Below are 26,774 nucleotides of genomic sequence, written 5' to 3'. Positions count from 1 at the left end.
TCCCTCGTGATCTTAAACTGTTTAATTATCCAAAAGCTGCTGCTCGATGCTTGAAAGGTTATAATCATTTTGCTTAAACTGATGGAAACGACTGCTTGACTTCACAGAGTCTGCCTTTTTGGATATCTCTGCCTTGGCAGTATCTCTGCCAAATGCGGAGTCGAGAGCCTTAACATCTGCAAGAGTCTTGACGCCTTCCTTATACCAGCTCTTTAAAATTCCATCGCAGTACTGCAGGCGCTTAACCTGAGTCTGAAGAACAGTTCTTCTGCAGGCTTCAGTTATTATTGAAAGAGAAAAACCGTATTCTCCCTGCCATCTGTCAAAATACTGTAATTCAGCGGGAGTAGGAGCATTTTGCATACCGAGCTCTTTCATAATCTGATAAGCAGCTCTGTTTGCAGTGTTTTCCTGTGTGGCCTGAGATGTTGTTTTTATTCCTTTTTCATGCCAAGCCATAGCTACTCTGCGGACATAATCAAAGTCCTTTTTGCCCATGCTTGCGCAATGCTGTAAAAGGTAATCAAGAAGATCCTCTGAGAAGCCAAGATCATCCTGTATATAATAGATGGTTTTAATCTCATTGGGATTTAATGTGCGTCCAAAATACTGCTCTGCAACAAAGAGCATCTGAGGATTCTCCTTGTGCTCGGGTTTCTTGGCTACAGGCTTTTTTACAACAGAGTATCTTGGCTGCTCGTTTGGAATTGTAGCAGTTAAGTCCGGTGTATTATTAATACGTACTGAATGAAGGTTTGTAACCTTAGAAGGCTTCTTGGGCACAATATCCTGCATATGAATGCCGACAAGCTGCCCTATGGCATCGTATTCAAGACCGATCAGTCCGAGATTCTCCCAGTATGAGAGTGCACGCTGAACGTCCTTTTCTGTGTAGTTAAATTTATCTGCAAGGTCAGAGACACTTGTTGCAGTCCCTGAACACATCATACGAAGAAGATAAAGGTAAACCTTTATCTCTGCATCGTTTGCATCTGAAAGATATTCATCTATAAATATATTGGAAATTGATGTCATAGACATTATTGAATTCTGATTGATAGTAACTCGCCCCATCATGTGCTTTCTTCACCCACTTTTTTCATATTTTTTTTATAATTCTCTCTAATTCGTTTTGAATTATACACAAAAAAAATATGTATGCAAATGGGTAAAATGACGATAAAAATCCAGACTACGACTGGGTTTCGGGATTTTGGACTTTCTGTGGACATTGTGGATAACGTGGATTATTGTAGCAAAAAATAAATGGAAAACCGCCAAATCACTAGAAAGTTTCCAAGTGATATTGGCGGAAGTTATCCACATGAAATTTCAATTAAATTGTATAAGATGTAAGTGGATAGCGTGGAAAATCATAGACCTAAAAGGTCATTAGCGATATCTACGACATTCCCTGCCCCCATAGTTATCAACATGTCACCCTTCGTGCAATTTTGCAGAAGAAATTTTTCTATCTCGTCAAATGACGGAAAATAATAGCATTCATGACCTAAAGATTCGATTTTTTCCTTTAATGTCCTTGAACTGATGCCAAGATTATCGGTCTCTCTTGCCGCATAGATGTCTGCAAGGACAATCTTATCAGCAGGAAGAAGTGCTTTTGCAAAGTTATCCATAAGAGCTTTGGTCCTTGTGAAGGTGTGTGGCTGGAATACAACCCAAAGCTTCTTGTGAGGATAGTTACCTGCTGCATTTAATGTAGCAGAGATCTCGGTCGGATGGTGAGCGTAATCATCGATGATGGTGAGGCCATCTACAGTACCCCTGTATTCAAAACGCCTGCCTGTTCCGGTAAAAGAGCATAAGCCTGATTTAATAGCGGCTTTGGGAATCTCAAATACATCGGCAGCCGCCGCTGCAGCCATGGCGTTGCTGATATTGTGTTTGCCCGGAACTTTAAGTGAGATATCAAAACCGTCGGAATTCTTCCTATTAATATGGAACGAAGCGTTTCCAAAATCATCATATGTAATATCAGTGGGATAATAGTCAAATTCATCTGAAAAACCATAGGTTTTTATTTTGCAGGTAAGGCCTTTTGTGAGCTCTGACAAATTGGGAATCTCACCATTTATTACAAGAGTACCGTTTTCCGGAAGCAACTTGGCAAACTTGTGAAAAGAATTCCTGATATCATCAAGGTCCTTGAAAAAGTCCAAATGATCCGCATCAATATTTAATATGATGCCTACACCAGGGAAAAAGCTCAGGAAGCTGTTAGTATACTCGCAAGCTTCCGTAACAAAATATTTAGAACCACCGATTCTGAAATTGCCGCCGATGTCCTTTAATACTCCGCCGATTGAAATTGTAGGATCAAGATTACCTTCAAGCATGATCTTGGAAATCATTCCGGTAGTAGTTGTCTTGCCGTGAGTTCCGGAAACTGCAACAGGAAGATAGTAATGCTTCATTATCTGTCCAAGGAGCTCTGCTCTTGTAAGCATAGGGATAGAGAGCTCTTTAGCTTTGATAAATTCGGGATTATCAGGATGTATTGCTGCTGTGTACACAACAAGATCAGGCGTTTTAGCTGCTTCGAGATTCTCAGACTTTTGACCTATGAAAACCTTTATTCCGGCATTCTCAAGTGATCTGGTTGCATCTGATTCTGAGCGGTCAGAACCGCTTACAGTAAAACCCCGATCCTTAAGAACCATGGCCAAACCACTCATGGAAACACCGCCGATTCCGATAAAATATGCATTTATTGGATTATCAAAATTAATCTGATACATGTCGTTCCTTTCTGAATTATGTTTAATATAAAAGATGTATGGGGCAAAAGTAAATTCTACCCATTACTGATGATACGAATTGCTTTGCTTCTTTGAAACTCTCGCAATTCCAGAACATTTGGAATTCGCTAATTTACTGCGTAAATTGCTATTTCGTCATGTTTTGCGGGTCAGGAAGATATGATGCGATTTATGCAAGCATAATCGCATTATGACCTTTTGACACTATCATCATATGTACAAATATACCTAAAAGATACTACTAACATTTTGTTATGTCAAAGCTTGAAAAAACTCCTAAACACTAGGAAAAAAAGGCGACTATTTTTGTAAATTCGTTCACTTTAAATATCTTATGTGATATACTTTAATTGGTAGTTTTTTGAGGTGGGTTTTTTAAATCTGCTAAATAATAACCTGTAATATTATTATATGACAACGAGGTCTTAGCATGATAAAAAAAGAAATGATTGCCATGTTATTGGCGGGGGGTCAGGGCAGCAGATTGGGCGTTCTGACGTCAAAGATGGCAAAGCCAGCAGTTTCATTTGGCGGTAAATACCGCATCATCGATTTCCCATTAAGTAACTGTATCAACTCGGGAGTAGATACGGTGGGTGTACTTACACAGTACAGACCACTGCGGCTTAATTCGCATATTGGTATAGGTATTCCGTGGGATCTTGACCGTAATATCGGTGGAGTGACAATTCTTCCTCCTTATGAGAAGAGTGCCAACAGTGAATGGTACACCGGTACGGCTAATGCAATTTTCCAAAATCTTGAGTACATGGAGAATTACCATCCTGATTATGTGCTCATCCTTTCGGGTGATCATATTTACAAGATGGACTATGAGACCATGCTTGATTTCCATAAGGCAAACGGTGCAGATGTTACCATTGCAGTTATGCCTGTTCCGATTGAGGAAGCAAGCAGATTCGGTATCATGATCACTGATGAAGACAGGAAGATTGTAGACTTTGAGGAAAAACCTGAGAAGCCTCGTTCAAATCTTGCATCCATGGGAATCTATATTTTCTCCTGGGAAGCTTTGAAGGAAGCGCTCATTACAAATCAGGATCAGCCCGGACTTGATTTTGGTAAGCATATTATTCCTTATTGTAAGGAAAAAGGACAATCACTTTATGCTTATGAATTTGACGGCTACTGGAAGGATGTAGGAACACTTACATCTTACTGGGAAGCAAATATGGAGCTGATCGATATTGTTCCCGAATTCAACCTTTACGAAGAGTATTGGAAGATTTATACAAGGAATGAAGTACAGCCGCCGCAGTATCTCGGACCTGAGAGCTCAACCTCCAGAAGTATTATCGGAGAGGGTTCAGAGATTTACGGAGAGGTTCATAATTCAGTAATCGGCTGCGGTGTTAAGATTGGAAAAGGAACAGTAGTAAGCCATTCCATTATAATGAACGGAACAGAGATTGGTGAAAACTGTAATATTGAGAAGGCTGTAATTGCCGAGCAGGTTAAGATTGGAAACAATGTTAAGCTTGGTGAGGGTGATGAGGTTCAGAATGAGACCAAGCCCGGAATTTACAGAGATGGAATCGTAACTATCGGAGAGAAAACAGTTATTCCTAATGGTGTAACAGTTGGTAAGAACACAATGATCTCCGGTGTAACTACCGATGCAGACTATCCTAACGGAGTTTTGGATAGCGGAAGAACATTAGATAAGGCAGGTGATAGGTAGTGAGAGCGATTGGAATTATTCTTGCCGGAGGCGGCAGCAATCGTATGCATGAGCTTTCAAAAAACAGAGCAGTGTGTGCAATGCCGGTAGCCGGATTTTACAGAAGTATAGATTTTGCATTAAGTAATATGACAAACTCCCACATTCAGACAGTGGCAGTTTTCACACAGTATAACGCAGGTAGTTTGAATACTCACCTTTCTTCATCAAAGTGGTGGGATTTCGGACGTAAGCAGGGAGGATTATATGTTTTCACTCCCGCTGCAAAGGCCAACGGTAACCTCTGGTATAGAGGAACAGCCGATGCGATTGCACAGAACCTCAGCTTTTTAAAGAGCTGTCATGAGCCGTATGTTGTTATCACATCCGGTGACTGTGTATACAAGATGGATTATAACAAGCTCCTTGAGTATCATATTTCAAAGCAGGCTGATATCACGGTTGTCTGCAAGGATGTTGCAGCAGATATAGATACTGAGAGATTTGGTACTATCAGAATGAACGAGGAGAGCCGCATTGAGGAATTTGAAGAGAAGCCGGTAGTGGCAAGATCAAACACAATTTCCTGCGGTATATATGTAATCAGACGCAGACAGTTAATAGAGCTTATTGAGAAGGCGCAGACAGAAGAGAGATTTGACTTCGTTAGGGATATCCTGGTTCGTTACAAGGATATGAAGAGAATCTACGGTTACAAGATCAAGACCTACTGGAACAACATCGCGTCAGTTGAGGATTATTTCCGTACAAATATGGATTTCCTCAAACCTGAGGTAAGGAATTACTTCTTTAATGAGTATCCGGGTGTTTACACAAAGGTTATTGACCTTCCACCTGCAAAATATAATGTTGGTGTCAAGGTTTCCAACAGTCTCATTTCCAGTGGATGTATTATCAACGGAATGGTTGAGGATTCAGTGATCTTCAAGGGTGCATTTATCGGTAATAATTGCTATATCAAGAATTCAATTATTCTGAACGATGTTTATATCGGAGATAATACACACATTGAGAATTGTATTGTGGAGAGCCACGGTACTATACAGGCTAATTCCTATTACAAAGGAGAGAATGATATTAAGGTAGTAGTAGAGAACAACGAGAGATATGTAATCTGAAATAAATAGTATTGCAATGTAATCTGTATTCATTATGTATAGTAACAAACAACAAAAAGGGGGATATATCGAATGAATATTACAGATGTTCGTGTCAGAAAAGTAGCAAAGCAGGGAAAGATGCGTGCAATAGTTTCTATCACGCTGGATAATGAATTTGTCGTTCATGATATCAAGGTGATAGAGGGCGACAAGGGTTTGTTTATCGCAATGCCCAGCAAGAAGTCAGTAGATGGAGAGTATCGTGATATTGCCCATCCGATTAATTCTGATACACGTAGATTGTTGCAGGATACAATTCTTAAAGCCTATGATGAGGCTTCAGATGAAATAATCGATTCAAGACCGGTTGCAGAGGAGCAGGCACCTGCAGGAGTAGGAAGTTTGTTCTAATGACAATTCAGAATGTGTTATATTATATGGGGAGTGACGTTTTCGTCGCTCCCCATATTTAATGTAAGGCTTAGTATCAGGATAGCGATATTTTCTTTATAATAAGCTTTACGGAATTAAACGGGTAAGCAAGAAGATTCAGGCTTACCGGTAAGATTGCATAGCGAGGTATATATGTATTTAATAGCAGGACTTGGAAATCCCGAGAAGAGATATAACGCCACAAGGCATAATGTTGGATTTGGCGTGATAGATGTTTTATCAGAAAAATATGATATAGACTTAACAGAGATGAAATTTAAAGGAATGTATGGAAAAGGAAGAATAGGAAGTGAAAAGGTGATTCTCCTTAAACCTCTTACATATATGAATTTAAGCGGAGAGTCTATAAGACCGGTTGCGGATTATTTTAAGATTGATACGAAGAGCGAGCTTATTGTTATATCAGATGACATAGATCTTGATCCCGGACGTATCAGAGTCCGTCCTGGCGGAAGTGCAGGTGGTCACAATGGATTAAAGAATATTATTGCACAGCTTGGACATGATGAGTTTTCAAGAGTAAGAGTCGGGGTTGGAAAAAAGCCACCCAGAATTGATCTTGCGGACTGGGTTCTTGGTCACTTTGACAAGGAGGACACAGCATATGTCATGGAAGCAATGGAACATGCTGCAGATGCCGTAAAAATAATTATGGAAGAAGATGTAAATGCAGCTATGAATAAGTGGAACGGTGTTAAGCCGGAATAAGAGGTCATTATGAGAGCCATAGAAGCGCCCCTTCAGGAGCTGGAGGCATTCCAAAAAATAAATAAATATCTTGAAAAGCCTTTTGCATGTGCGGAGGTCTCCGGATGTATGGATTCGCAAAAGCTGCATTTTATAGCAGGACTTGCTCAGGATTTTAAATACAGAATAATTGTGACTTATAGTGATATCCGGGTTAAGGAGATATGCGAGGACTATAGATTTTATGACAGGAATGTTACTGTCTATCCTGCAAAGGATCTGATTTTTTATCAGGCAGACATTCATTCAAATGAGATAGTCAGGGAGCGCATAAAGTGCTTGAGACGCCTTATAGAGGGACGACCTGTTACGGTAGTCACGACTTTTTCGAGCCTTATGACACCTCAGATTCCTATTGATGTCATAAGGGACAATGTTCTGAAGATAGATAAAAGAAAACCGGTAGATGAGAGGGAAATAGCCAAAACTCTTTCCAAAATCGGATATAACAGAGTATATCAGGTAGGCGCACCCGGAGAGTTTTCAGTGCGCGGAGATATCATAGATGTATTTGATCTTACAGAGGAAAATCCCTATCGTATTGAACTCTGGGGAGATGAAGTTGAGAATATCAGAAGCTTTGACATAATGACCCAGAGGTCTATAGATAAGCTGGAATCCATAGAAATTTATCCTGCGGCGGAAATTATCTTAACAGATGATGAAAAGAAGCAGGGTCTTAAGAAAATGGAGAGCGAAGTAAAGCTCGTCTATCAGAAGCTCAGGGATGAGTTTAAGACAGAAGCTGCTCACAGGATAAAGACCTCCTTTGAGGAATTAAAAGAGGAACTTACTGAACTGGAGCTTGAGGTAAATCTTGAGAGCTATATCAGATACTTTTATGACAAGACGGTTACATTCCAGGAACTATTCCCGGCAGGAAAATCCTGTATTTTCATAGATGAACCACTGCATGTACTTGAGCATGCGTCAGCGGTGGAGAATGAATTCAGGGAGAGCATGATTCACAGATCTGAGAACGGGTATGCACTTCCTACTCAGATGGACCTTCTATATTCTGCGGATGAATGTATTGCCAGGATGAAGAGCACCAGAAGGGTGATGGTTTCAGCACTTTCTGCTCCTGAGGGACTAAATAAGTTTGAGCCTGAGGAGAAGGTGGAGGTACATGCCAGAAGTATTGCTCCTTATAATAACAGCTTTGAATCACTGGTTCATGACCTGAAGGGCTTTGTGAAAAAGGGTTATCGGGTACTTATTTTATCCGGATCCAGAACAAGGGCAAAGCGAATTGTTGAGGATCTGCGGGATCAGAATGTGACAGCTTTTTATAGTGAAAATCCCATGAGAGAGCTGGAATCCGGTGAGATAATGACATATTATGGCAGGATTTTAAAGGGATTTGAATATACTGATCTGAAATTTGCGGTTATTTCAGAAAGCGATATTTTCACAGAACATAAAAAGAAGAAAAGAAGAAGTTCAAAATCCAAGTACAGCGGCGAGAAGATATCAGGATTCTCAGACCTTACTGTTGGGGATTATGTTGTACATGAGGATCATGGCCTCGGTATTTACAAAGGAATTGAGAAGATAGAAACAGACAACGTTGTCAGAGACTACATTAAGATAAGTTATGCTGACGGCGGGAATCTGTACGTCCTTGCAACGGGCTTAAATGTTATACAGAAATACGCAAGCGGTGATGCAGGTGCCGATGGTAAGAGCAGAAAACCCAAATTAAACAAGCTTGGAACCGGTGACTGGAAGAGGACTAAGAACAAGGTAAGAACTGCAGTGGAAGAAATTGCAGACGATCTTGTGGAGCTGTATGCCAAAAGACAAAACAGCAATGGATTCCAGTTCAGCAAGGATACAGTATGGCAGCAGGAATTTGAAGATGCCTTTCCTTTTGATGAGACAGAGGATCAGCTGACTGCTATAGCCGATACAAAAGACGATATGGAATCGGCAAGGATTATGGACAGACTTGTCTGCGGTGATGTGGGATTCGGCAAAACAGAGATCGCAATCCGTGCGGCATTTAAGGCAGTGCAGGATGGGAAGCAGGTTGCCATATTAGTACCTACCACTATACTTGCTCAGCAGCATTACAACACTTTTACAGAGAGGATGAAGGACTTCCCTGTAAGAGTGGATATGATGTCAAGATTCCGCACTTCATCTGAACAGAAAAAGACGGTAGAGGATCTGAGAAAAGGGCTGGTTGATGTTGTAATAGGAACCCACAGACTTTTATCCAAGGATGTTACCTATAAGGATCTTGGTCTTCTTGTGGTGGATGAGGAGCAGAGATTCGGAGTTACACATAAGGAAAAAATCAAGAAGCTCAAGGAAAATGTGGATGTATTAACGCTGTCTGCAACACCTATACCGAGAACCCTTCATATGTCACTGGTTGGTATAAGGGATATGAGCGTGCTTGAAGAAGCGCCTATGGACAGACAGCCGATTCAGACCTTTGTCTGTGAATACAATGACGAGATGGTGAGAGAAGCTATTTCCAGAGAGGTGGCAAGAGGAGGTCAGGTTTATTACGTTTACAACAGAGTAAATGATATAGCCGATGTGGCAGCAAGGATTCAGAAGCTGGTTCCGGAAGTTAACGTATCCTTTGCCCATGGACAGATGAAGGAGTCGGAACTTGAGAAAATCATGTATGACTTCATCGACGGCGAGATAAACGTACTTGTATCAACTACTATCATAGAGACCGGGCTTGATATATCCAATGCTAATACCATGATCATTCATGACTCTGATCAGATGGGACTTTCCCAGCTCTATCAGCTCAGAGGACGTGTCGGAAGATCAAACAGAACAGCCTATGCTTTTCTTATGTACAAGAGAAACAAGATGCTTCGTGAGGTTGCTGAGAAGCGACTCTCTGCAATAAGAGAATTTACAGATCTTGGCTCAGGCTTTAAGATAGCAATGCGTGACCTTGAGATACGAGGTGCCGGCAATCTTTTGGGAAAAAGCCAGTCGGGACATATGGCATCTGTTGGTTACGACCTTTATTGCAAGATGCTTGGAGAGGCGGTTCGAAGGAAAAAGGGCGAAGAGACAGATGCACTTTTGGAGGACTTCTCGACAAGTGTTGATATAGATGTTGATGCATTTATTCCCAGTGATTATATAGTGAATGAGGAACAAAAACTTGAGATCTACAAGCGCATCGCAGGCATAGAAAATGAAGGAGACCGCGATGATATGAGAGATGAGCTGCGAGACAGGTTCGGTGATATACCTGAGTCAGTTGATAATCTCATAAGGATATCTCTTGTCAGGGAAAAAGCTCACAAACTATACATCCTGGAGATAAAGGGTGGAAACGGAGAGCTTGCAATAAAGATGAACAATAATGCGAGACTTAAGGCTGAAAACATTCCGGCATTTATTGCTGCGTGTGATGAGAAAATAACCTTCAGACCTGCTTCGTATCCGTTGTTTTTGTATAAATATACTAAGGATAATAATCCTGCAAAGGCAGAAAGACAGCTTCTGCAGGATGTGGAAGAGATTGTTGAAAAGATGGAAGTATTATCTGAGGATAGAAAAAGATAATACTCTTCGGATATGTTTTGATCCGGAGGATGAAAAAAGAAAAGGGAAGATATATAGCATGGACGAGATACAGATTGTTAATGAGAGATACATTACGCAGCTACGTGAACGGGTTGAGAGAAAGCTTGGGGAGAGCGACGGAACCTGTGAGATACTTCATAATGCACTTAAAAACGTAAGGGAACCTGTTGCTGATCCCAAGGTGGTTTATCAGGGAGAACCCGGAGCCTATAGCGAGATGGCTGCCATAGATTTCTTTGGAAAAGGAGTAAGAAGTCAGGGGCTTCTTCATTTTGAGGATACCTTTGAGGCAATAAAGCAGGGAGAAGCTGACTACGCTGTACTTCCGATTGAAAACTCCTCCACAGGTGCCATAAGGCAGGTGTATGATCTGCTGGCTCAGTACCAGTGCTATATGGTTGGCGAAACGACAGTCAGAGTAAAGCATAACCTCATGGTACTTCCGGATGCCGATATCTCGGATATCAAAACCGTCTTTTCTCATGAGCAGGGTATTTTCCAGTGTGAGCAGTTCTTAAATGAGCACAGAGACTGGGAAAGGGTTCCTCAGGCTGATACGGCGGGGAGTGCAAGACTGGTTTCCGAGCTTGGCGATAAAAGCAAAGCTGCGATCTGTTCTTCAAGAGCTGCCGAAATCTACGGACTTAAAATAATAAGGGAAGGTATAAATACCAACAGAACAAATACCACAAGATTTGTAGTTGTATCTCCCATGATGGAGCTGAGAGAAGGAAGAGATAAAATCTGTATCAGCTTCAGAACAGAGCATAAGGCAGGTGCTCTTCACGAGGCACTTACAGTGTTCAGAATATACGGCCTGAATCTGGTGAGGCTGGAATCAAGACCTATACCGGAGCAGAAATGGCAATATATGTTTTTTGCTGAATTTACAGGAGATTTGATGTCTACCGATATGAACCGCGTGGTGGAAGCGCTTATGTGTACAGTTACTGATATCAGGATATTTGGAAACTTTGTGGAAAATCTTGAGTAATATAAGGCTGCTGATTAAGTCTGTATCCGGGTAGTGATGATACAGACTTTTTTCATATTATAGGAAATTTATCCGGATTTCCTGTAAGATGGAAAACACTCCGCGAGTGACTCTTTGTTCTGTTAAGCGATTCTTTGGTGCATTTTCTTGTTTGCATTAAAGAAGTCATGTTATATTAGTGAAATAGAATTTCTACTTTCCGATTTTTAACTAAGAAAAAATAACACCAACGAGGAAGATATTGTATGTGTGGAATAGCTGGACTTATTAAGTTCCGTGGCGATGCAGAAGATAATATCCGGAAAATGAATGAGCGTATGCTGCACAGAGGTCCGGATGATGGGGGAACCTTCATAAGTGAAAACGGAGAAGTGGCGCTTGGACACAGGCGCCTTTCTATTGTGGACTTGTCCAAGAATGGTGCACAGCCTATGGTCAGCCATTCAGGAAGAATGGTAATGGTCTACAATGGGGAAATCTACAATAATAAGGATGTTAAGCAAAGGCTCATAAATGATGGCTATGCCAAAGAGTCAGATTTTCGAGGAAGCTCTGATACGGAGGTTTTGCTTGAAGCCATTGAATATTATGGAATGAAAGAGGCGCTTTCTTTGTGTAAGGGTATGTTTGGTATTGCGGTATATGACAAGGATACTCAGACAGTGACTCTGGCAAGGGACAGAGTCGGCGAGAAGCCTTTATATTATGGAAAAGTTGCAGGAGCATTTGCTTTTGCCTCTGACCTTGGATGTCTTCGAGTGATCGAAGGTTTTGATAATGCCATTAACACAGATGTTCTTGATATATATTTTACAGAAGGGTATATACCTGCGCCTTACACTATCTACAAGGATATAAATAAACTTGAGGCAGGGACTATCCTTACTATTGATGTAAAGACACTTACAACTACTGAAACGGTATACTGGTCCATGAAGGAAGTTGCGAAGAAGGGCCAGAATAATATCTTTACAGGAACCAGAAAGGAAGCAGCAGACGAACTGGAGAGACTCTTAAAAGAGTCCATTAAAGATCAGATGGTGGCTGATGTTCCCGTTGGAGCTTTTCTTTCAGCAGGTATTGATTCGAGTACGATAGTGGCGCTCATGCAGGAATTGCAGCCCGGAAAGGTCAGAACCTTCACGATCGGCATGGAGGATAAGGCTTTTAATGAAGCTGTATACGCTGGCGAGATTGCGAAGCATCTCGGGACAAAGCACACGGAGCTTTATATTACAGAGAAAGATGCAAAAGCAGTTATTCCAAAGCTTGCAAATATGTTTGCGGAACCTTTTGCTGACTCATCACAGATTCCGACATATCTCGTAAGTAAGATGACAAGGGATCATGTGACGGTATCGCTCAGCGGTGATGGCGGAGATGAGCTGTTTTGCGGATATACATCCTATGAATCAATAAGCAGAATCTGGGGGAAGATGCACGGTATTCCATATCCTGTGAGAAAAGCCGCAAGTGCACTTGTTCTTGCATCACCTTTGTCAAAGAAAGAAATCTACAGGATAAAGGGTACTATTCTTGGGGCAGAGGGACCGGTTGAACTTCACAGAATGGAGCATGAGACAGATCCTCTTACAAAGAAAATTGCACTCAAAAAAGGAACCCTTCCATATAAATACACTGAACTAAAAAATGGATTTTTAAGCGAAGTCAATCATGAGACGATGCTGATGGATATGCTTGTATATCATCCGGATGATATACTTGTTAAGGTTGACAGAACAGCAATGGCTGTTTCCTTAGAAACCCGTGTGCCTATGCTTGATAAGGATGTTGTGGAGTTTGCCTGGACACTTCCTATAGACTATCTGAGGGAAGGCAATGTTGGGAAACAGGTACTGAGAGATGTCTTATATCGCTACGTTCCAAAGCAGATGATGGAGCGCCCGAAGAAAGGCTTCTCTATCCCGATCGATAAATGGCTTTTGGACAGCGACCTTCGCGAATGGGCAGAGGGACTCCTTGATAAGGAGAAGATCAGGCAGCAGGGCATTCTTGACCCTGATGTTGTTGAGAAAATCTGGACTGATTATACAGAGAATGGAATTTATCGAATTCAGATCTGGTATATTCTTATGTTCCAGCAATGGTATGAAGAGGAATTTTTGAGGTAATTATGATAGGTGCTGAATTTATTAAGGGGTATGGGCTTGGAAACCAGCTTTTTTTCTATGTCACAACCAGATGTCTGGCTGAGGAAAAAGGTGTCCCCTTTGGATTTGTAAATCCCGGTCAGGTGGGAAATGTATTCCACTCAAATAAGGGAATGTATTTCATGGATATCGATCTTGGTATAGAGATTCCAAGGGAGGATATGGAGAAATATCATATTTTTCATGAGCAGGATGACAGACTGTATATGGGGAATTCCGTCCATGATATGACAAACGGATGTTATATTTCAGGTGCGGACGCAAGGCTCTTTGAAATTGAAGATAATACGCTTATATACGGTAATCTTCAGGATCAGTCGTATTTTGAGAAATACAGGGATAAAATCAGGGACTGGCTTCATGTAAAAGAGGAGGCTGAGTCCTATGAATATACTGCCGATGATCTTTGTATCATCAATATGAGAGGCGGTGAGTACGCAAATGCACCGGAGCTCTTTCTTGATAGAAGCTACTGGCTAAATGCTATTAAGAATATGAAAAAAATAAATCCGAAGATGAGATTTATGGTGGTTACTGAGGACGAAGAGGCTGCCAGGAAGGTTCTTCCTGAGTATGAGTGCCACCATTTTGATATGGGCAAGGACTATGTCACCATAAAGAATGCAAGATATCTTATTTTGTCCAATTCTTCTTTTGCCATGATGCCGGTGATGTCCAGCACGGAATTAAAGAAGGCCATAGCTCCCAAATACTGGGCAAGGCACAATGTTTCAGACGGATTCTGGTCATCAGAGCAGAATATTTACAGCTTTTTGACCTACCAGGATAAAAAGGGAGAACTGTTTACGGCTGAAGACTGCAGAGCAGAGCTGGAGGAATATAAAAAGAAATCCGCACTGTATAAAAGAAGAAACATAAAACCGAACGGGTTTGTTACCTTTTTCCAGAATATCAGGAGAAAGCTGATATATGGAAGATTTTTTCTTCTGAAGATATTACGTTCTCTGGAGAGAAGATGCGGAATAATAAAGGTTTATGGAAATGAATGATAGCAAAAAGAAGCTGAGGCTTCCAAATGTAACGATTGCAGCGATGACAAGCGTTGACATATATGAAACAGTACAGGCTATGAAATATAGCATGCGGGATATAGAGTTTGGTGATGCGGTACTTATAACTGACAAGAAGCCGTTTTATCTGCCAAAGGACATAAGGTTCAGCTATACCACAAAGCTTGATAACATCGATAAATTCAACTATAAAATGGTCTATGAGCTGGGAAGGCATATTAAGACCGACTATGTGCTCATAGTACATGCCGATGGTTTTGTTATTCATCCTGAGAACTGGTCGGATGAATTTTTGAAATATGATTATATAGGCTCACCCTGGCCGCTTCCCACAAATGATTACGCTTACAGGGACAGTAATGGAGAGATATGCAGGGTTGGAAACAGCGTATCCATCAGGTCAAAGAGGCTGCTGGAGTATCCTGTAAAGCATCATCTTGAATGGCGCAAGGTCTATGATGGTTTTTATAATGAGGATGTATTTTTATGCTGCCTTAATAAAAATGAGATGGAGGCTCACGGACTTAAGTGGGCACCTATTGAGACAGCGGTGAAATTTGGAAGAGAGCATCCTCTTCCTGAAAATAAGGGGATTGAGCCCTTTGTATTCCATAAGTGGTGGGGGGAAAATAAGGATTACCCTAAGTTCTACAGCCCGGATAAGAGATTAAAGCATATGATTACAGCACTGTTTTTCTGGCGAAGATCTGATAAATGGAAGAGGGAGCACAATATTACATGAAGTTTTCAGTGATCATTCCTGTTCATAATGCTGAAAAGTACATAGAAGAGTCAGTTTTGTCTGCGCTTGGTCAGAGGCTTCCGGAGCAAACTTCAATAGAGATACTGCTTATTGAAAATGGATCAGATGACAATAGCGCCGGAATATGTGATAAATTTGCCGGTGATAATGATGCTGTATTTAGTTTTCATATAGGAAAGGCATCTGCCTATGAGGCAAGGCAGGAGGGTATAAGAAAAGCCACGGGAGAGTGGCTTATTTTCATGGATGCTGATGATAAGGCCTGTGAAAATCTTGTAAGTGATCTTGCAGAAGCAGTAGATATGTATGATAAAAAGGGGGTAACTCCTGATGTGATCCTATATAATGCGGCAGAGCTTGATACACCTAAGCAAAAGATGTTTAAATTCCCGTTTTTAGAAAATAAAGTGTACGGGCCTACTGAAAAGAAGGATTTTTACAGACTTATGTGCTGCGGAGATTCACTTAATGCAATGTGGAATAAGTGCCTTGGAAGAGACCTTGCCTATGATATTGTCCTGGGAGATGAGGAGATGAGACTTAATCATGGAGAGGATCTTCTCCAGACTGCAAAGATAATTGATAGAGCAAAGGGTATTGCATATCTTGACCGCATACTGTATCTTTACAGAATAAATGAGGAAGGTTTGACAGGCTCCTATCACCCGGAGTTTATAAATAATCAGGCAAGGGCCTGGGAGGTTTTTGATATCTATGCAGATAAGTGGTGCAAGGGTGAATATGCAGATATCATCAGGCAAAGAAAAAGCCTTACCTGTACGATCGGGCTAAAAAAGCTCTTGTATTCGGAGCTTCAAGTTTCTGATATTAAGAGGAGACTCAAAGAAATGATGAGTTCCGGTTTTTATATTGAATATGCAAAGGGAGAACTTCCCAAATGGGCTCCGGAGGAAGATGTTTTTGTGCATTCTCTTCAGATGGCAAATAATCCCGGAAGAGCTCTTATGTTTTCCTGCAGAAAGCATAAATTAAAGTCTTTTATTAAAGCGAGGATCAGGAAAAATGGTATATGATTGCATCCCATTTTTTAATGAGGTGGACATATTAAAGTTAAGGCTGAACATACTCAGTCCTTATGTGGATAAATTTATAATTGAAGAAGCAACGATGACTTTTTCCGGCGAGGAAAAGGAGCTTTGCTTTGAAAAGAATAAGGAACAGTTCATTGAGTTCCTGGACAGAATTGAGTATGTGGTAGTAACTGATACTCCTAAGGAAGCTCTTACTCACGAAAGGGATTATTTTCAGAAAAATCATCTGATCGAGGGGCTTCAGAAGGTGGGAGCAACAGGTGATGATGTGATTCTTTTTGGGGATGCTGATGAGATACCCAATCCGAAAGTACTTAAAAATATAATCGATAACTTTGATAAGACAAAGGTTTATCATCTGGCTCAGAGAAATTTTTACGCTTTCTTTAATATGGAGGAAAAATCCGGCAAGCTTTTATCGATTACCGGTGATTTCCCAAACATTCCGGATTCTGAGAGAAAGTGGCTTGGAACCAAGGTTACATCAATTGACAACATTCCAAAGGAAGGAATGGTAAGGTTAAGAGATCTGGTGCCAGTGGATGACAAACGCTCAATCAGGGTTGAGGATGGAGGCTGGCATTTTGGATACATGGGAGGTCAGCACGAGGATAATCCTGCAAAGAGGATTGGAGTAAAGGTTAAGGCTGCAGCACACCAGGAATACAATGACAGGGAAATACTGGCAGAGACCATGGATCGTCTGGTTCTTGGCCAGGATATATTTGGAAGAGATGCAAAATTCGAAAGAGTTGAAATAGATGAAACTTACCCGGAGTATTTGAGAGAGCATATTGGGGAATATGATTATCTTGTGATGCCTGTGATCACACCGTTTTCAAGGCTTTACCATAAGATTGATATCACAGCCGGGAGATTTTGCAGAAAAGCTTATCACAAGCTGAGGAGGATGCTTAAGTAACTGTATTTGGAACAACTGTAAATGGTTTTGTCCGGAGGAGGATTATGAGTACAAATTTATCTGCCAGGATGTCTGCACTTAGAGTCTCGCCTACCACAGCACTTTTTTCCAAGGTGGAGGAGATGAAAAAAAGGGGCGAAGACATCGTTTCGCTTAATGTGGGAGAGCCTGATTTCCCAACGCCTGATAATATTAAGGAGGCGGGAATAAGGGCCATCAATGAAGATTTTACAAAGTATACTGCCGGAAACGGTATAGCGCCTCTTAGGGAGGCTATAATAAATAAGCTCAGTAAGGACAATGGTGTCACTTATGAGACTAATGAGGTTGCTGTCATGGTCGGTGCCAAGCAGGCACTTTTTGCTGCGCTCTGCGCTGTGGCCGGTGAGGGTGATGAAGTTATTGTCCCCACACCCTGCTATGTAAGCTATCCTGATATGATAACTCTCGCAGGTGCAAAGCCTGTTCTTGTTAATAGAAATTCTGATTTTTCACTTGATCTTAAAGCCATTGAGGATGCTTGTAATGAGCATACAAAGGCTGTTATAATATGCACTCCCGACAATCCGACAGGAAGGGTTTACACCGAGGATGAGCTGAGGGAGCTTGCAAGTATTGCCGTCCGCAAGGACATCTTTATTATTTCCGATGAAATCTATGAAAAAATAATATTTGGAGAAAATCGTCACTTCAGCATATCTTCTATAGAAGGAATGAAGGACAGGACCATTGTTGTTAATGGGTTTTCAAAGACCTATTCCATGACCGGCTGGCGCCTTGGATATGTATGCGGAAGAAAAGACGTGATCGCCAATTCGGTAAAGGTTCAGAGTCAGACAACTACTACACCGCCCAGTATTTCACAGTATGCGGGAGTCGAAGCCTTAAACGGACCCCAGGACTCTGTGCAGAGGATGGTTGCTGAATTCCAGAAGAGAAGAGACTATGTGCAGGAGAGGCTTAAGGCTATTCCGGGAGTTATCTGTCAGGATATCCAGGGGGCATTTTATGCATTTTTCGATATAAGCGCTTTTCTGGGAAAAGAATATGAAGGGGCCGAATTGATAGAAAAGGATACAGATCTTTGCGAATATCTTTTGGAGAAATATCATGTGGCTGCAATGCCTGGAAGTGCCTATTTTGCGCCCGGATTCGTGAGAATTTCGTTTGCCTCATCCATGGAGACGCTTAAAATGGCGCTTGACAGAATAGAAGCAGGCCTAAAAGCGCATAAATGTTGACTTTTAGAGAAAACTGTACTAAACTCAAAAACGTAATGATAAATTTGCAAAAACGCTAAGGATGCGTCCTTGAGGAAAGAGAGGGAGATATGGCTGAAAACAAGTTGAGAGAAGCAGCTTTAAAGCCGATTGCAACTATTAAGAAACCGGTAATTGCTGCAGAAAAGAAAGAAGAAGTAAAAGAAGCACCTAAGGCTGAAGTTAAGAAAGATGAGTCAAAGGCAGCTGAAAAGAAGAGTGCAGCAAAGAAGACTACTGCTAAGAAGACTGCAGAAAAGAAAACTACAGCCAAGAAGACAGAAACTGTAACTAAGGAAGAACCTAAGGCAGCAGCAAAGAAGCCTGCAACAAAGAAAGCAGCAGCTACAAAGACTGCTACAGCAAAGAAGGAAGAGCCTAAGAAGGAGACAGCAAAGAAAGAGCCTGCTAAGAAGGCTACAGCTGCTAAGACACCTGATACAAAGACAAATGTTGTTCTTCAGTATGCTGATAAGAGTGTTACTTATGACACATTTGTAGAGAATGCTAAGAATGTATGGCAGTATGACCTTGGAAGAGATGTTTCCGAGATCAAGACTCTTGAGCTTTATGTAAAGCCTGAAGATGGCAGAGTTTACTTTGTAGTAAACAGTGAGGTTCACGCTGATTTTGCTTTGTAATGAGAATCAGAATATTGCGTTTTTACCTGGCTTTACCGGGAAGAGCGTGGGAATCGGACTTCAATAATATAATAAATTCAAATGGGGCTGTCGCACTAAGAATTAGTGCGAGGCCCCTTTTTAGTGCTAAAAGTCTTGATTAACACAAAGACCAGGCTTCGAAAAGCCTGGTCTTTGCTGTAAAATATATTTATGCTACTAAATAAAATCTTACAAGGAAATTATAGCCTTTCTTCCTTAAATCATCAAATAAAACTTCCGCTCGACATAGACCTATCAGTAGCAGATGATGATCCGGTACGCCTGGTAAGCGCATTCGTGGAGGAGATGGACCTTTCTGATCTTTATGCAACATATGAAAGAATCAGAAAAGGCCAGGCAACGCCCCGTCATATGATGAAGATAGCAGTCTATGCAGCAATGAACAGAATCTTCTCATCTCGAGACATAGAAACCTCATGCAAGCGTGATATCAATTTCATGTACCTTCTTGAAGGCTTGCCCGCACCGGACCATTCAACCATTGCAAGGTTTATTTCCCTGCATCTGTCACAGTGTTCAAAACAGATGATGGCTCAGGTTGGAACAATCCTTCTTGATCTTGGTGAAATCTCTGGGGAGAACATCTTCATCGATGGCACAAAGATTGAATCCGTGGCGAATAAATATACTTTTGTCTGGAAAAAAGCAGTTTCAAAAAACATGGCAAAACTGGCTGAGAAGATATGCCTCTTCTGCGCAGAGTGCGAGGAACTTTATGGCCTGAAGATTGTCTATGATGACCAGATATCACTTCATACATTAAAAAGACTCAAAAAGAAACTTTACAAGATTAAGAATGATGAAGGAATAGAGTTTGTCTATGGCTCCGGAAAGAGAAAAACTGTTCTTCAAAGGTCTGTCGAAACACTTGAAGAATACATAAAGAAACTCAAGGATTACACATATAAGCTGTACAAGTGTGGAAATCGTAACAGTTATTCAAAAACAGATCCGGATGCAACCTTTATGCGCATGAAAGAAGATGCCATGCTGAACGGACAGCTTAAACCTGCTTATAATCTCCAGCATGGTGTCGATGCCGAGTATGTTACCTGGCTTGATATATATCCAAATCCCACAGATACTCTGACACTCATTCCGTTTCTCAATGACATGGAAAAACATCTGCCGTTTAAGTACAAGAACATCGTGGCTGATGCCGGTTACGAAAGTGAAGAGAATTATGTTTTTGTCGAGGAAAATGACCAGACAGCATACATAAAACCTCAGAATTATGAACTTTCAAAAACAAGGAAATTTAAAAATGACATCAGCAGACGTGAAAACATGGATTATGACAGTGAGGATGATGCTTATGTTTGCAGGAATGGCAAAGAATTAAAGGCAATCTTTACCCGCAACGAAAAAACAGCAAGTGGCTATTCAAGAAGTGTCACTACGTATGAATGTGATAGCTGCAAGGAATGCCCGTACAAGAAAGATTGCATTAAAGGAAACAACTGCAAGACACCATTTGAAGACAGGAACAAAAGGCTTTACGTTTCGAGAAAGCTTGAAGAAAAGCGCAGTGAATGCCTTAAGCGGATAACCAGCGAATTCGGCACGCAGCTCAGAATGAACCGAAGCATTCAGGCGGAGGGTTCATTTGCAAATGTAAAAGAAGACATGAACTTCAGAAGATATTTGTATAAGGGGACGAAGAATGTTCTTGCACAAAGCGTGTTGCTTGCAATCGGATTCGATATCAATAAACTGCATCACAAGATCATGGCCGGCCGAACAGGAACTCATCTTTTTGAGCTAAAGAAAACGGCATAATTTTTGATCCTTAAAAATCAAACTCCTGTATCTGATCCGAAGATATCTTCGGACTATTAAGTCACTCTAAAAATATGAGATATGAGCAGAAAGCAGATATAAGTACCGATTTTTAGGCCTGAAAAAGGGCCATCGCCCAGATGATTTAATCATCTAATGCGACAGCCCCATTTTTTTAATTCAATAGGAAATTCCTTCGGATTTCCTATTGAATAAAAAGCGCTCCGCTATGGATGCGACTGGTGCGCAGATGAATTTAGCAAGCTAAAGCTTGCTTGCACCAACGCGTAAAGAGTCACAAAGTGACTCTTTGTTCTTGACATACCTAATTTATAGTGGTAACTTATTCTCAGAAGATGTTAGCACTCAACTCTAATGAGTGCTAACATAAAAAGAAAGAGGTGAATGGATGCAACTGGATGACAGAAAAAAGAAAATACTGCATGCAATCGTCCGTAATTACCTCGAGACCGGTGAACCTGTAGGAAGCAGAACCATTTCTAAATATACAGACTTGAATCTTAGTTCAGCCACTATTAGGAATGAGATGGCAGATCTTGAGGAGATGGGGCTTATAGTACAGCCACATACATCTGCCGGTAGAATTCCTTCAGATCAGGGATATCGTGTTTATGTAGACGAGATGCTTGCTGAAAAGGAACAGGAAGTTGAGAACATGAAGGAGATGCTTCTTGATAAAGAAGAGAAGCTTGAGAAGCTCCTTAAGCAGGTAGCAAGGACACTTGCAATTGATACCAATTATGCTTCAATGATCTCGGCTCCGATGATCAGAAGGAATAAGCTGAAATTTGTACAGATATCAAGAGTTGATGAAGAGCATCTGCTTACAACTATTGTTATAGAAGGTAACATGATCAAGAACCGCATGGTTGAGATTTTTCAGGAGCTTTCAGAGGCAGACATTCTAAAGCTTAACATCCTGTTAAACACAAGACTTGCGGGATTGTCGGTAGAGGATATCAACCTTGGACTGATAACGGCAATGAAGCAGGAGGCCGGAATCCACAGCGATATCATAGGTAAGATAATCGATGCCGCTGCTGAGGCAATTACAGAAGATGAAGACCTGCAGATATATACAAGCGGAGCTAATAACATTTTCCGATATCCTGAGCTTGCTGATAAGGAGAAGGCCAGCGATCTTATTACCACATTTGAGGATAAGAGTGATCTTACAAGCTTTGTTGAGAGTACTCTTCAGTCCAGCACAGAAGAGACAGGAATTCAGGTTTATATAGGAAATGAATCACCCGTACAGTCCATGAAGGATTGCAGCGTCGTCACAGCGACATATGATCTGGGTGAAGGCATGCGAGGTACGGTGGGTATCATCGGACCCAAGCGAATGGATTATGACAAAGTTGTCGGAGCACTTAAAAACATGATGAGAGCTCTGGATGATTTATATAAAAAAGAATAGAACCATAAGGAGTGTTTTAAGTGAGTAAGGAAGTAGAGAAGGACGTTAACACAGAGTCCGGAAAGAAAACAGCAAAGGAGCTTCAGCAGGAAGTTGCTGAGAAGGCAAAAGAGGTTGCTGATGCAGCTAATAAAGTAGCAGAAGCCGCTGAGGAAGAAGCAGAAGCTGCTGAGGAAGAAGCAGAAGCTGCTGAGAATGAAACTGCCGGAACAAATGCTGAGAATACTGATAAAGCAGCAGAAAATGCTGAAGGCGAGAAGAAGAGCATATTCGGTAAAAAGGAAAAGAAGAACCCCTTCAAAGAGAAATTTGAAGAGATGCAGGATAAATATATGCGTCAGCTTGCGGAGTTTGAAAACTTCCGTAAGAGAACAGATAAGGAAAAGGCGCAGATGTTTGACAATGGTGCAGCTAATGTACTTGAAAAGATTCTGCCCGTTGTAGACAACTTCGAAAGGGGACTGGCTGCTGTTCCCGAAGAAGAGAAGGGTTCCGCTTTTGCTGATGGAATGAACATGATTTACAAGCAGCTCATGAAGCAGATGGAGGATCTTGGTGTAACTCCCATAGAGGCTGTCGGAAAGGAATTTGATCCTAATTTCCACAACGCAGTAATGCAGGTTGACAGCGAAGAATATGAGGAAGGATTCGTAGCCCAGGAGCTTCAGAAGGGTTATATGTATCACGACACGGTGCTCAGACACAGCATGGTAGCCGTTGCAAAATGATTGATATAGGAATTCATAGTTACAAAATGAGGAAGTAGCATGTTAATGCGGATTCCGAATAGTTGTAGGATTGCGGGAGCATATCGAAGCAATCCGTATAGCAATTGATTATGTAAATTATTCATACGGAGGAAAATAAAATGAGTAAGATCATAGGTATCGATTTAGGAACAACTAACAGCTGCGTAGCTGTTATGGAAGGTGGTAAGCCCACAGTTATAGCTAATGCAGAAGGTGCAAGAACAACACCTTCAATCGTAGCTTTTACAAAGAATGGTGAGCGTCTTGTAGGTGAGCCTGCTAAGCGTCAGGCTGTAACAAATGCTGAGAATACAATATCATCTATCAAGAGAGATATGGGTACAGATAATGGCCGTACAATTGATGGCAAGAAGTATTCACCCCAGCAGATTTCAGCTATGATTCTTCAGAAGCTGAAATCAGACGCAGAACAGTATCTTGGCGAATCAGTATCAGAGGCAGTAATCACAGTTCCTGCATATTTCAATGATGCACAGCGTCAGGCTACAAAGGATGCAGGTAAGATTGCAGGTCTTGAAGTAAAGCGTATCATCAACGAGCCTACAGCAGCAGCTCTTGCTTATGGTCTTGATAACGAGAAAGAGCAGAAGATCATGGTTTACGACCTTGGTGGTGGTACATTCGATGTATCAATCATTGAGATTGGTGATGGTGTCATCGAAGTTCTTTCTACAAACGGTGATACACATCTTGGTGGTGATGACTTCGACCAGAAGATCATCGACTGGATGGTTTCAGAATTTAAGGCTAAAGAGGGCGTAGACCTCTCAGGCGATAAGATGGCTATGCAGAGACTTAAGGAAGCTGCAGAGAAGGCTAAGAAAGAGCTTTCTGCTTCAACAACAACAAACATCAACCTTCCTTTCATCACTGCTACAGCAGAAGGTCCTAAGCATTTTGATATGGATCTTACAAGAGCTAAGTTTGAAGAACTTATCCATGATCTTGTAGAGAGAAGTGCTATCCCTGTTCAGAACGCTATGAAGGATGCTGGTCTTAATTATTCAGACCTTGGCAAGGTTCTTCTTGTTGGTGGTTCAACACGTGTTCCCTGTGTTGTTGAGAAGGTTAAACAGCTTACAGGACATGAGCCTTCAAAGAACCTCAACCCTGATGAGTGCGTAGCTATAGGTGCAGGTATCCAGGGTGGTAAGCTTGCAGGTGATGAGGGTGCAGGCGATATCCTTCTTCTTGATGTAACACCTCTTTCACTTTCAATCGAGACAATGGGTGGTGTAGCTACAAGACTTATCGAGCGTAACACAACAATTCCTACAAAGAAGAGCCAGGTGTTCTCAACAGCAGCTGATAACCAGACAGCAGTTGATATCAACGTTCTTCAGGGTGAGAGACAGTTCGCTAAGGATAATAAGTCACTTGGACAGTTCCGTCTTGATGGAATACCTCCGGCAATGAGAGGAATCCCTCAGATCGAGGTTACATTCGATATTGATGCAAACGGTATCGTTAACGTATCAGCTAAGGATCTTGGAACAGGTAAGGAGCAGCACATCACAATTACTGCAGGTTCCAACATGTCTGACGAGGATATCGATAAGGCTATCAAGGAAGCTCAGGAGTATGAGGCTCAGGATAAGAAGCGTAAGGAAGGCATTGATGCCCGCAACGAAGCTGACTCATTCGTATTCCAGACAGAGAAGGCTATTCAGGAAGTAGGCGATAAGATTGATCCTTCTCAGAAACAGACAGTAGAAGATGATCTTAAGGCTCTTAAGGATACACTTGAGCAGACTAAGGATCGTGAGCTTACTGACAGCGAGATCGATACAATCAAGAGCCAGAAGGAAAAGCTCATGACAGATGCACAGGCACTGTTCGCAAAGGTTTATGAGAGCGCACAGGGGGCAGCTGGTCAGCAGGCAGGCCCCGACATGAACATGGGCGGAGCAGGTGCTCAGAGCACAGATGCAGGCTCAAACGATGATGTAGTAGACGGTGACTACAGAGAAGTATAATCGTTACTGTTCAGACAGCTCTGCGCACTTGCTGCGCTGAGCGTGAGAATGTTCTACGTCTTGAATATAGGATTTGCCCCTTTGCCGAAGGCAACTGGAATGGGCAAATCCAGTTGCTGTGAGCACCGTAAGGTGTGAACAGTAACGTATAATCAATTCGTTCATAAAACTTTAATAAATAAATGATTGCTAATGCCCAATACATAATATAAGATGGATTGGGCGTTAGCGTCTTTATATATGCTTAAAAAGCACTTAATTTTTCAGGTTTAAGATAGTCCTGTGAAAACTATTGTATATATAAGGTTTCGGTTACCGTTAGGTAAGATTTTTGGAGAGCATACGGTATCCGTATCCGACCGGACTTGGTCAGATTAAAATTAGAGTTTATAGAGGTGAAAGACATGGCAGATCAGAAACGCGATTATTACGAGGTCCTTGGCGTAAGCAAGGGAGCTAGTGATGATGAGATAAAAAAAGCATACCGTGTTCTTGCTAAAAAATACCATCCGGATATGAATCCCGGAGATGCTGCTGCGGCAGATAAATTCAAAGAAGCATCAGAAGCATATGCGGTACTTAGTGATCCGGAGAAGCGACGTCAGTATGACCAGTTCGGACATGCTGCATTTGATCAGGGAGCTGGCGGTTACGGTGGATTTGATTTTAATGGTGCTGATTTTGGAGATATTTTCGGAGATATCTTTGGAGATTTCTTTGGAGGTGGCAGAAGAAGTCAGGGTGCAAGAAGTGGCCCTGCAAAGGGAGCCAATATTCGTGCAAGTGTTCGCATAACCTTTGAGGAAGCGGTTTTCGGATGCGAGAAGGAATTAGAGCTAAGACTTAAGGATCCCTGCCCGACCTGCAAGGGAACCGGAGCTAAGCCAGGTACAACTGCCCAGATGTGTCCTAAGTGTGGTGGTAAGGGGCAGGTTGTATTTACACAGCAGTCATTCTTTGGAACAGTAAGAAATGTTCAGACATGTCCTGATTGTAACGGTAGTGGCAAGGTTATTAAGGATAAGTGTACTGATTGTGGCGGTACAGGATATGTTTCCAGTACCAAGAGAATACAGGTTTCAATTCCTGCAGGTATAGATAACGGACAGAGCGTAAGAATCCGTGAAAAGGGCGAGCCCGGACGAAACGGAGGACCAAGAGGTGATCTTCTTGTTGAGGTTATCGTAGCAGATCATCCTATTTTCCAGCGTCAGGATTATGATATTTTTTCAACAGTTCCTATGTCCTATGCAGTAGCTGCACTGGGCGGAACAGTTGCTATTGATACTGTTGACGGCAAAGTACTCTATGATGTTAAGGCCGGCACACAGACAGATACAAGGGTCAGACTTCGCGGAAAGGGAGTTCCTACACTCAGGAACAAGGACATTCGTGGTGACCATTATGTAACACTTGTAGTTCAGGTTCCGGATAAGCTTTCAAAGGAAGCTAAGGAACTTCTGAAGCAATTTGATGAAAAGACGGGAGACAGCCTTCATGCTGCTGACAGCATTTCCGGTAATAAAGATGGAAATGATGACAACAAGAAAAAAGGCGGATTTTTCGGTAAAAAGAAATAAT

At 41.6% G+C, this 26,774-nt stretch carries 20 protein-coding genes; 18 read left to right on the top strand and 2 right to left on the bottom strand.

The window, feature by feature from the left end; translation table 11 throughout:
* Positions 1–21: 21 nt before the first annotated feature.
* Positions 22–1,077 carry a DnaD domain protein gene (locus G622_RS0103940; RefSeq protein WP_050008288.1) on the bottom strand — a complete coding sequence of 352 codons (1,056 nt, stop codon included), beginning with the start codon at positions 1,075–1,077 and terminating at the stop codon, positions 22–24.
* A gap of 296 nt (positions 1,078–1,373) precedes the next feature.
* Complete coding sequence (gene murC, locus G622_RS0103935) at positions 1,374–2,759, bottom strand: UDP-N-acetylmuramate--L-alanine ligase (protein ID WP_026509615.1); 1,386 nt, start codon at positions 2,757–2,759, stop codon at positions 1,374–1,376.
* A 451-nt stretch (positions 2,760–3,210) separates the two neighbouring features.
* On the opposite strand from murC, the gene G622_RS0103930 reads away from it, so the two are divergent.
* The 18 genes from G622_RS0103930 to dnaJ all read left to right on the top strand — a co-directional run bounded on the left by G622_RS0103930 (position 3,211) and on the right by dnaJ (position 26,773).
* A complete protein-coding gene (locus tag G622_RS0103930) occupies positions 3,211–4,482 on the top strand; it encodes a glucose-1-phosphate adenylyltransferase (RefSeq protein ID WP_026509614.1) in 1,272 nt (423 codons plus the stop codon).
* Positions 4,482–5,600, top strand: a complete 1,119-nt coding sequence (gene glgD, locus G622_RS0103925; protein ID WP_026509613.1) for a glucose-1-phosphate adenylyltransferase subunit GlgD — start codon at positions 4,482–4,484, stop codon at positions 5,598–5,600. The genes G622_RS0103930 and glgD overlap by 1 nt, the downstream gene beginning before the upstream one ends.
* Positions 5,601–5,672: 72 nt before the next feature.
* Positions 5,673–5,993, top strand: a complete 321-nt coding sequence (gene spoVG / locus G622_RS0103920; protein ID WP_026509612.1) for a septation regulator SpoVG — start codon at positions 5,673–5,675, stop codon at positions 5,991–5,993.
* A gap of 174 nt (positions 5,994–6,167) precedes the next feature.
* Entirely contained in the window at positions 6,168–6,743 is a 576-nt protein-coding gene (gene pth, locus G622_RS0103915) for an aminoacyl-tRNA hydrolase (RefSeq protein WP_026509611.1), read from the top strand.
* Positions 6,744–6,752: 9 nt separating this feature from the next.
* On the top strand, positions 6,753–10,331 hold the full coding sequence (gene mfd, locus G622_RS0103910) for a transcription-repair coupling factor (RefSeq protein WP_026509610.1): 3,579 nt from the start codon (positions 6,753–6,755) through the stop codon (positions 10,329–10,331).
* A complete protein-coding gene (locus G622_RS0103905) occupies positions 10,291–11,346 on the top strand; it encodes a prephenate dehydratase (RefSeq protein WP_242832949.1) in 1,056 nt (351 codons plus the stop codon). The genes mfd and G622_RS0103905 overlap by 41 nt, the downstream gene beginning before the upstream one ends.
* A gap of 245 nt (positions 11,347–11,591) precedes the next feature.
* Positions 11,592–13,478, top strand: coding sequence for an asparagine synthase (glutamine-hydrolyzing) (asnB, locus tag G622_RS0103900; RefSeq protein ID WP_026509608.1), 1,887 nt, complete (start codon positions 11,592–11,594; stop codon positions 13,476–13,478).
* 2 nt (positions 13,479–13,480) lie between these two features.
* Positions 13,481–14,527, top strand: coding sequence for a glycosyl transferase (locus G622_RS0103895; protein WP_026509607.1), 1,047 nt, complete (start codon positions 13,481–13,483; stop codon positions 14,525–14,527).
* Positions 14,514–15,290: a DUF5672 family protein gene (locus G622_RS0103890; RefSeq protein ID WP_242832948.1), complete on the top strand. Its 777-nt coding sequence runs from the start codon at positions 14,514–14,516 to the stop codon at positions 15,288–15,290. The genes G622_RS0103895 and G622_RS0103890 overlap by 14 nt, the downstream gene beginning before the upstream one ends.
* Positions 15,287–16,345: a glycosyltransferase family 2 protein gene (locus tag G622_RS24265; protein ID WP_026509605.1), complete on the top strand. Its 1,059-nt coding sequence runs from the start codon at positions 15,287–15,289 to the stop codon at positions 16,343–16,345. Before G622_RS0103890 ends, G622_RS24265 begins: the two co-directional genes overlap by 4 nt.
* Entirely contained in the window at positions 16,335–17,285 is a 951-nt protein-coding gene (locus G622_RS0103880; protein ID WP_026509604.1) for a glycosyl transferase GT17 family protein, read from the top strand. The genes G622_RS24265 and G622_RS0103880 overlap by 11 nt, the downstream gene beginning before the upstream one ends.
* A gap of 44 nt (positions 17,286–17,329) precedes the next feature.
* The gene (locus tag G622_RS0103875; protein WP_026509603.1) at positions 17,330–18,526 is read left to right on the top strand and encodes a pyridoxal phosphate-dependent aminotransferase; all 1,197 of its coding nucleotides are present in this window, start codon (positions 17,330–17,332) and stop codon (positions 18,524–18,526) included.
* An 89-nt stretch (positions 18,527–18,615) separates the two neighbouring features.
* Complete coding sequence (locus tag G622_RS0103870) at positions 18,616–19,185, top strand: DUF6465 family protein (RefSeq protein ID WP_049945664.1); 570 nt, start codon at positions 18,616–18,618, stop codon at positions 19,183–19,185.
* A 192-nt stretch (positions 19,186–19,377) separates the two neighbouring features.
* On the top strand, positions 19,378–21,006 hold the full coding sequence (locus G622_RS0103865; protein WP_026509601.1) for an IS1182 family transposase: 1,629 nt from the start codon (positions 19,378–19,380) through the stop codon (positions 21,004–21,006).
* 409 nt (positions 21,007–21,415) lie between these two features.
* The gene (hrcA, locus tag G622_RS0103860) at positions 21,416–22,447 is read left to right on the top strand and encodes a heat-inducible transcriptional repressor HrcA (RefSeq protein ID WP_026509600.1); all 1,032 of its coding nucleotides are present in this window, start codon (positions 21,416–21,418) and stop codon (positions 22,445–22,447) included.
* A 20-nt stretch (positions 22,448–22,467) separates the two neighbouring features.
* Entirely contained in the window at positions 22,468–23,175 is a 708-nt protein-coding gene (grpE, locus tag G622_RS0103855; RefSeq protein WP_026509599.1) for a nucleotide exchange factor GrpE, read from the top strand.
* Positions 23,176–23,315: 140 nt separating this feature from the next.
* A complete protein-coding gene (gene dnaK, locus G622_RS0103850) occupies positions 23,316–25,193 on the top strand; it encodes a molecular chaperone DnaK (RefSeq protein ID WP_026509598.1) in 1,878 nt (625 codons plus the stop codon).
* Positions 25,194–25,597: 404 nt separating this feature from the next.
* Positions 25,598–26,773, top strand: coding sequence for a molecular chaperone DnaJ (dnaJ, locus tag G622_RS0103845; RefSeq protein WP_026509597.1), 1,176 nt, complete (start codon positions 25,598–25,600; stop codon positions 26,771–26,773).
* The last annotated feature ends 1 nt before the right edge of the window (position 26,774 follow it).

Source organism: Butyrivibrio sp. LC3010 (assembly GCF_000424385.1).
GTDB lineage: Bacteria > Bacillota > Clostridia > Lachnospirales > Lachnospiraceae > Butyrivibrio.
Note: the sequence above shows the minus strand (reverse complement) of the source record. Positions and strands in the feature narration are given on the sequence as shown.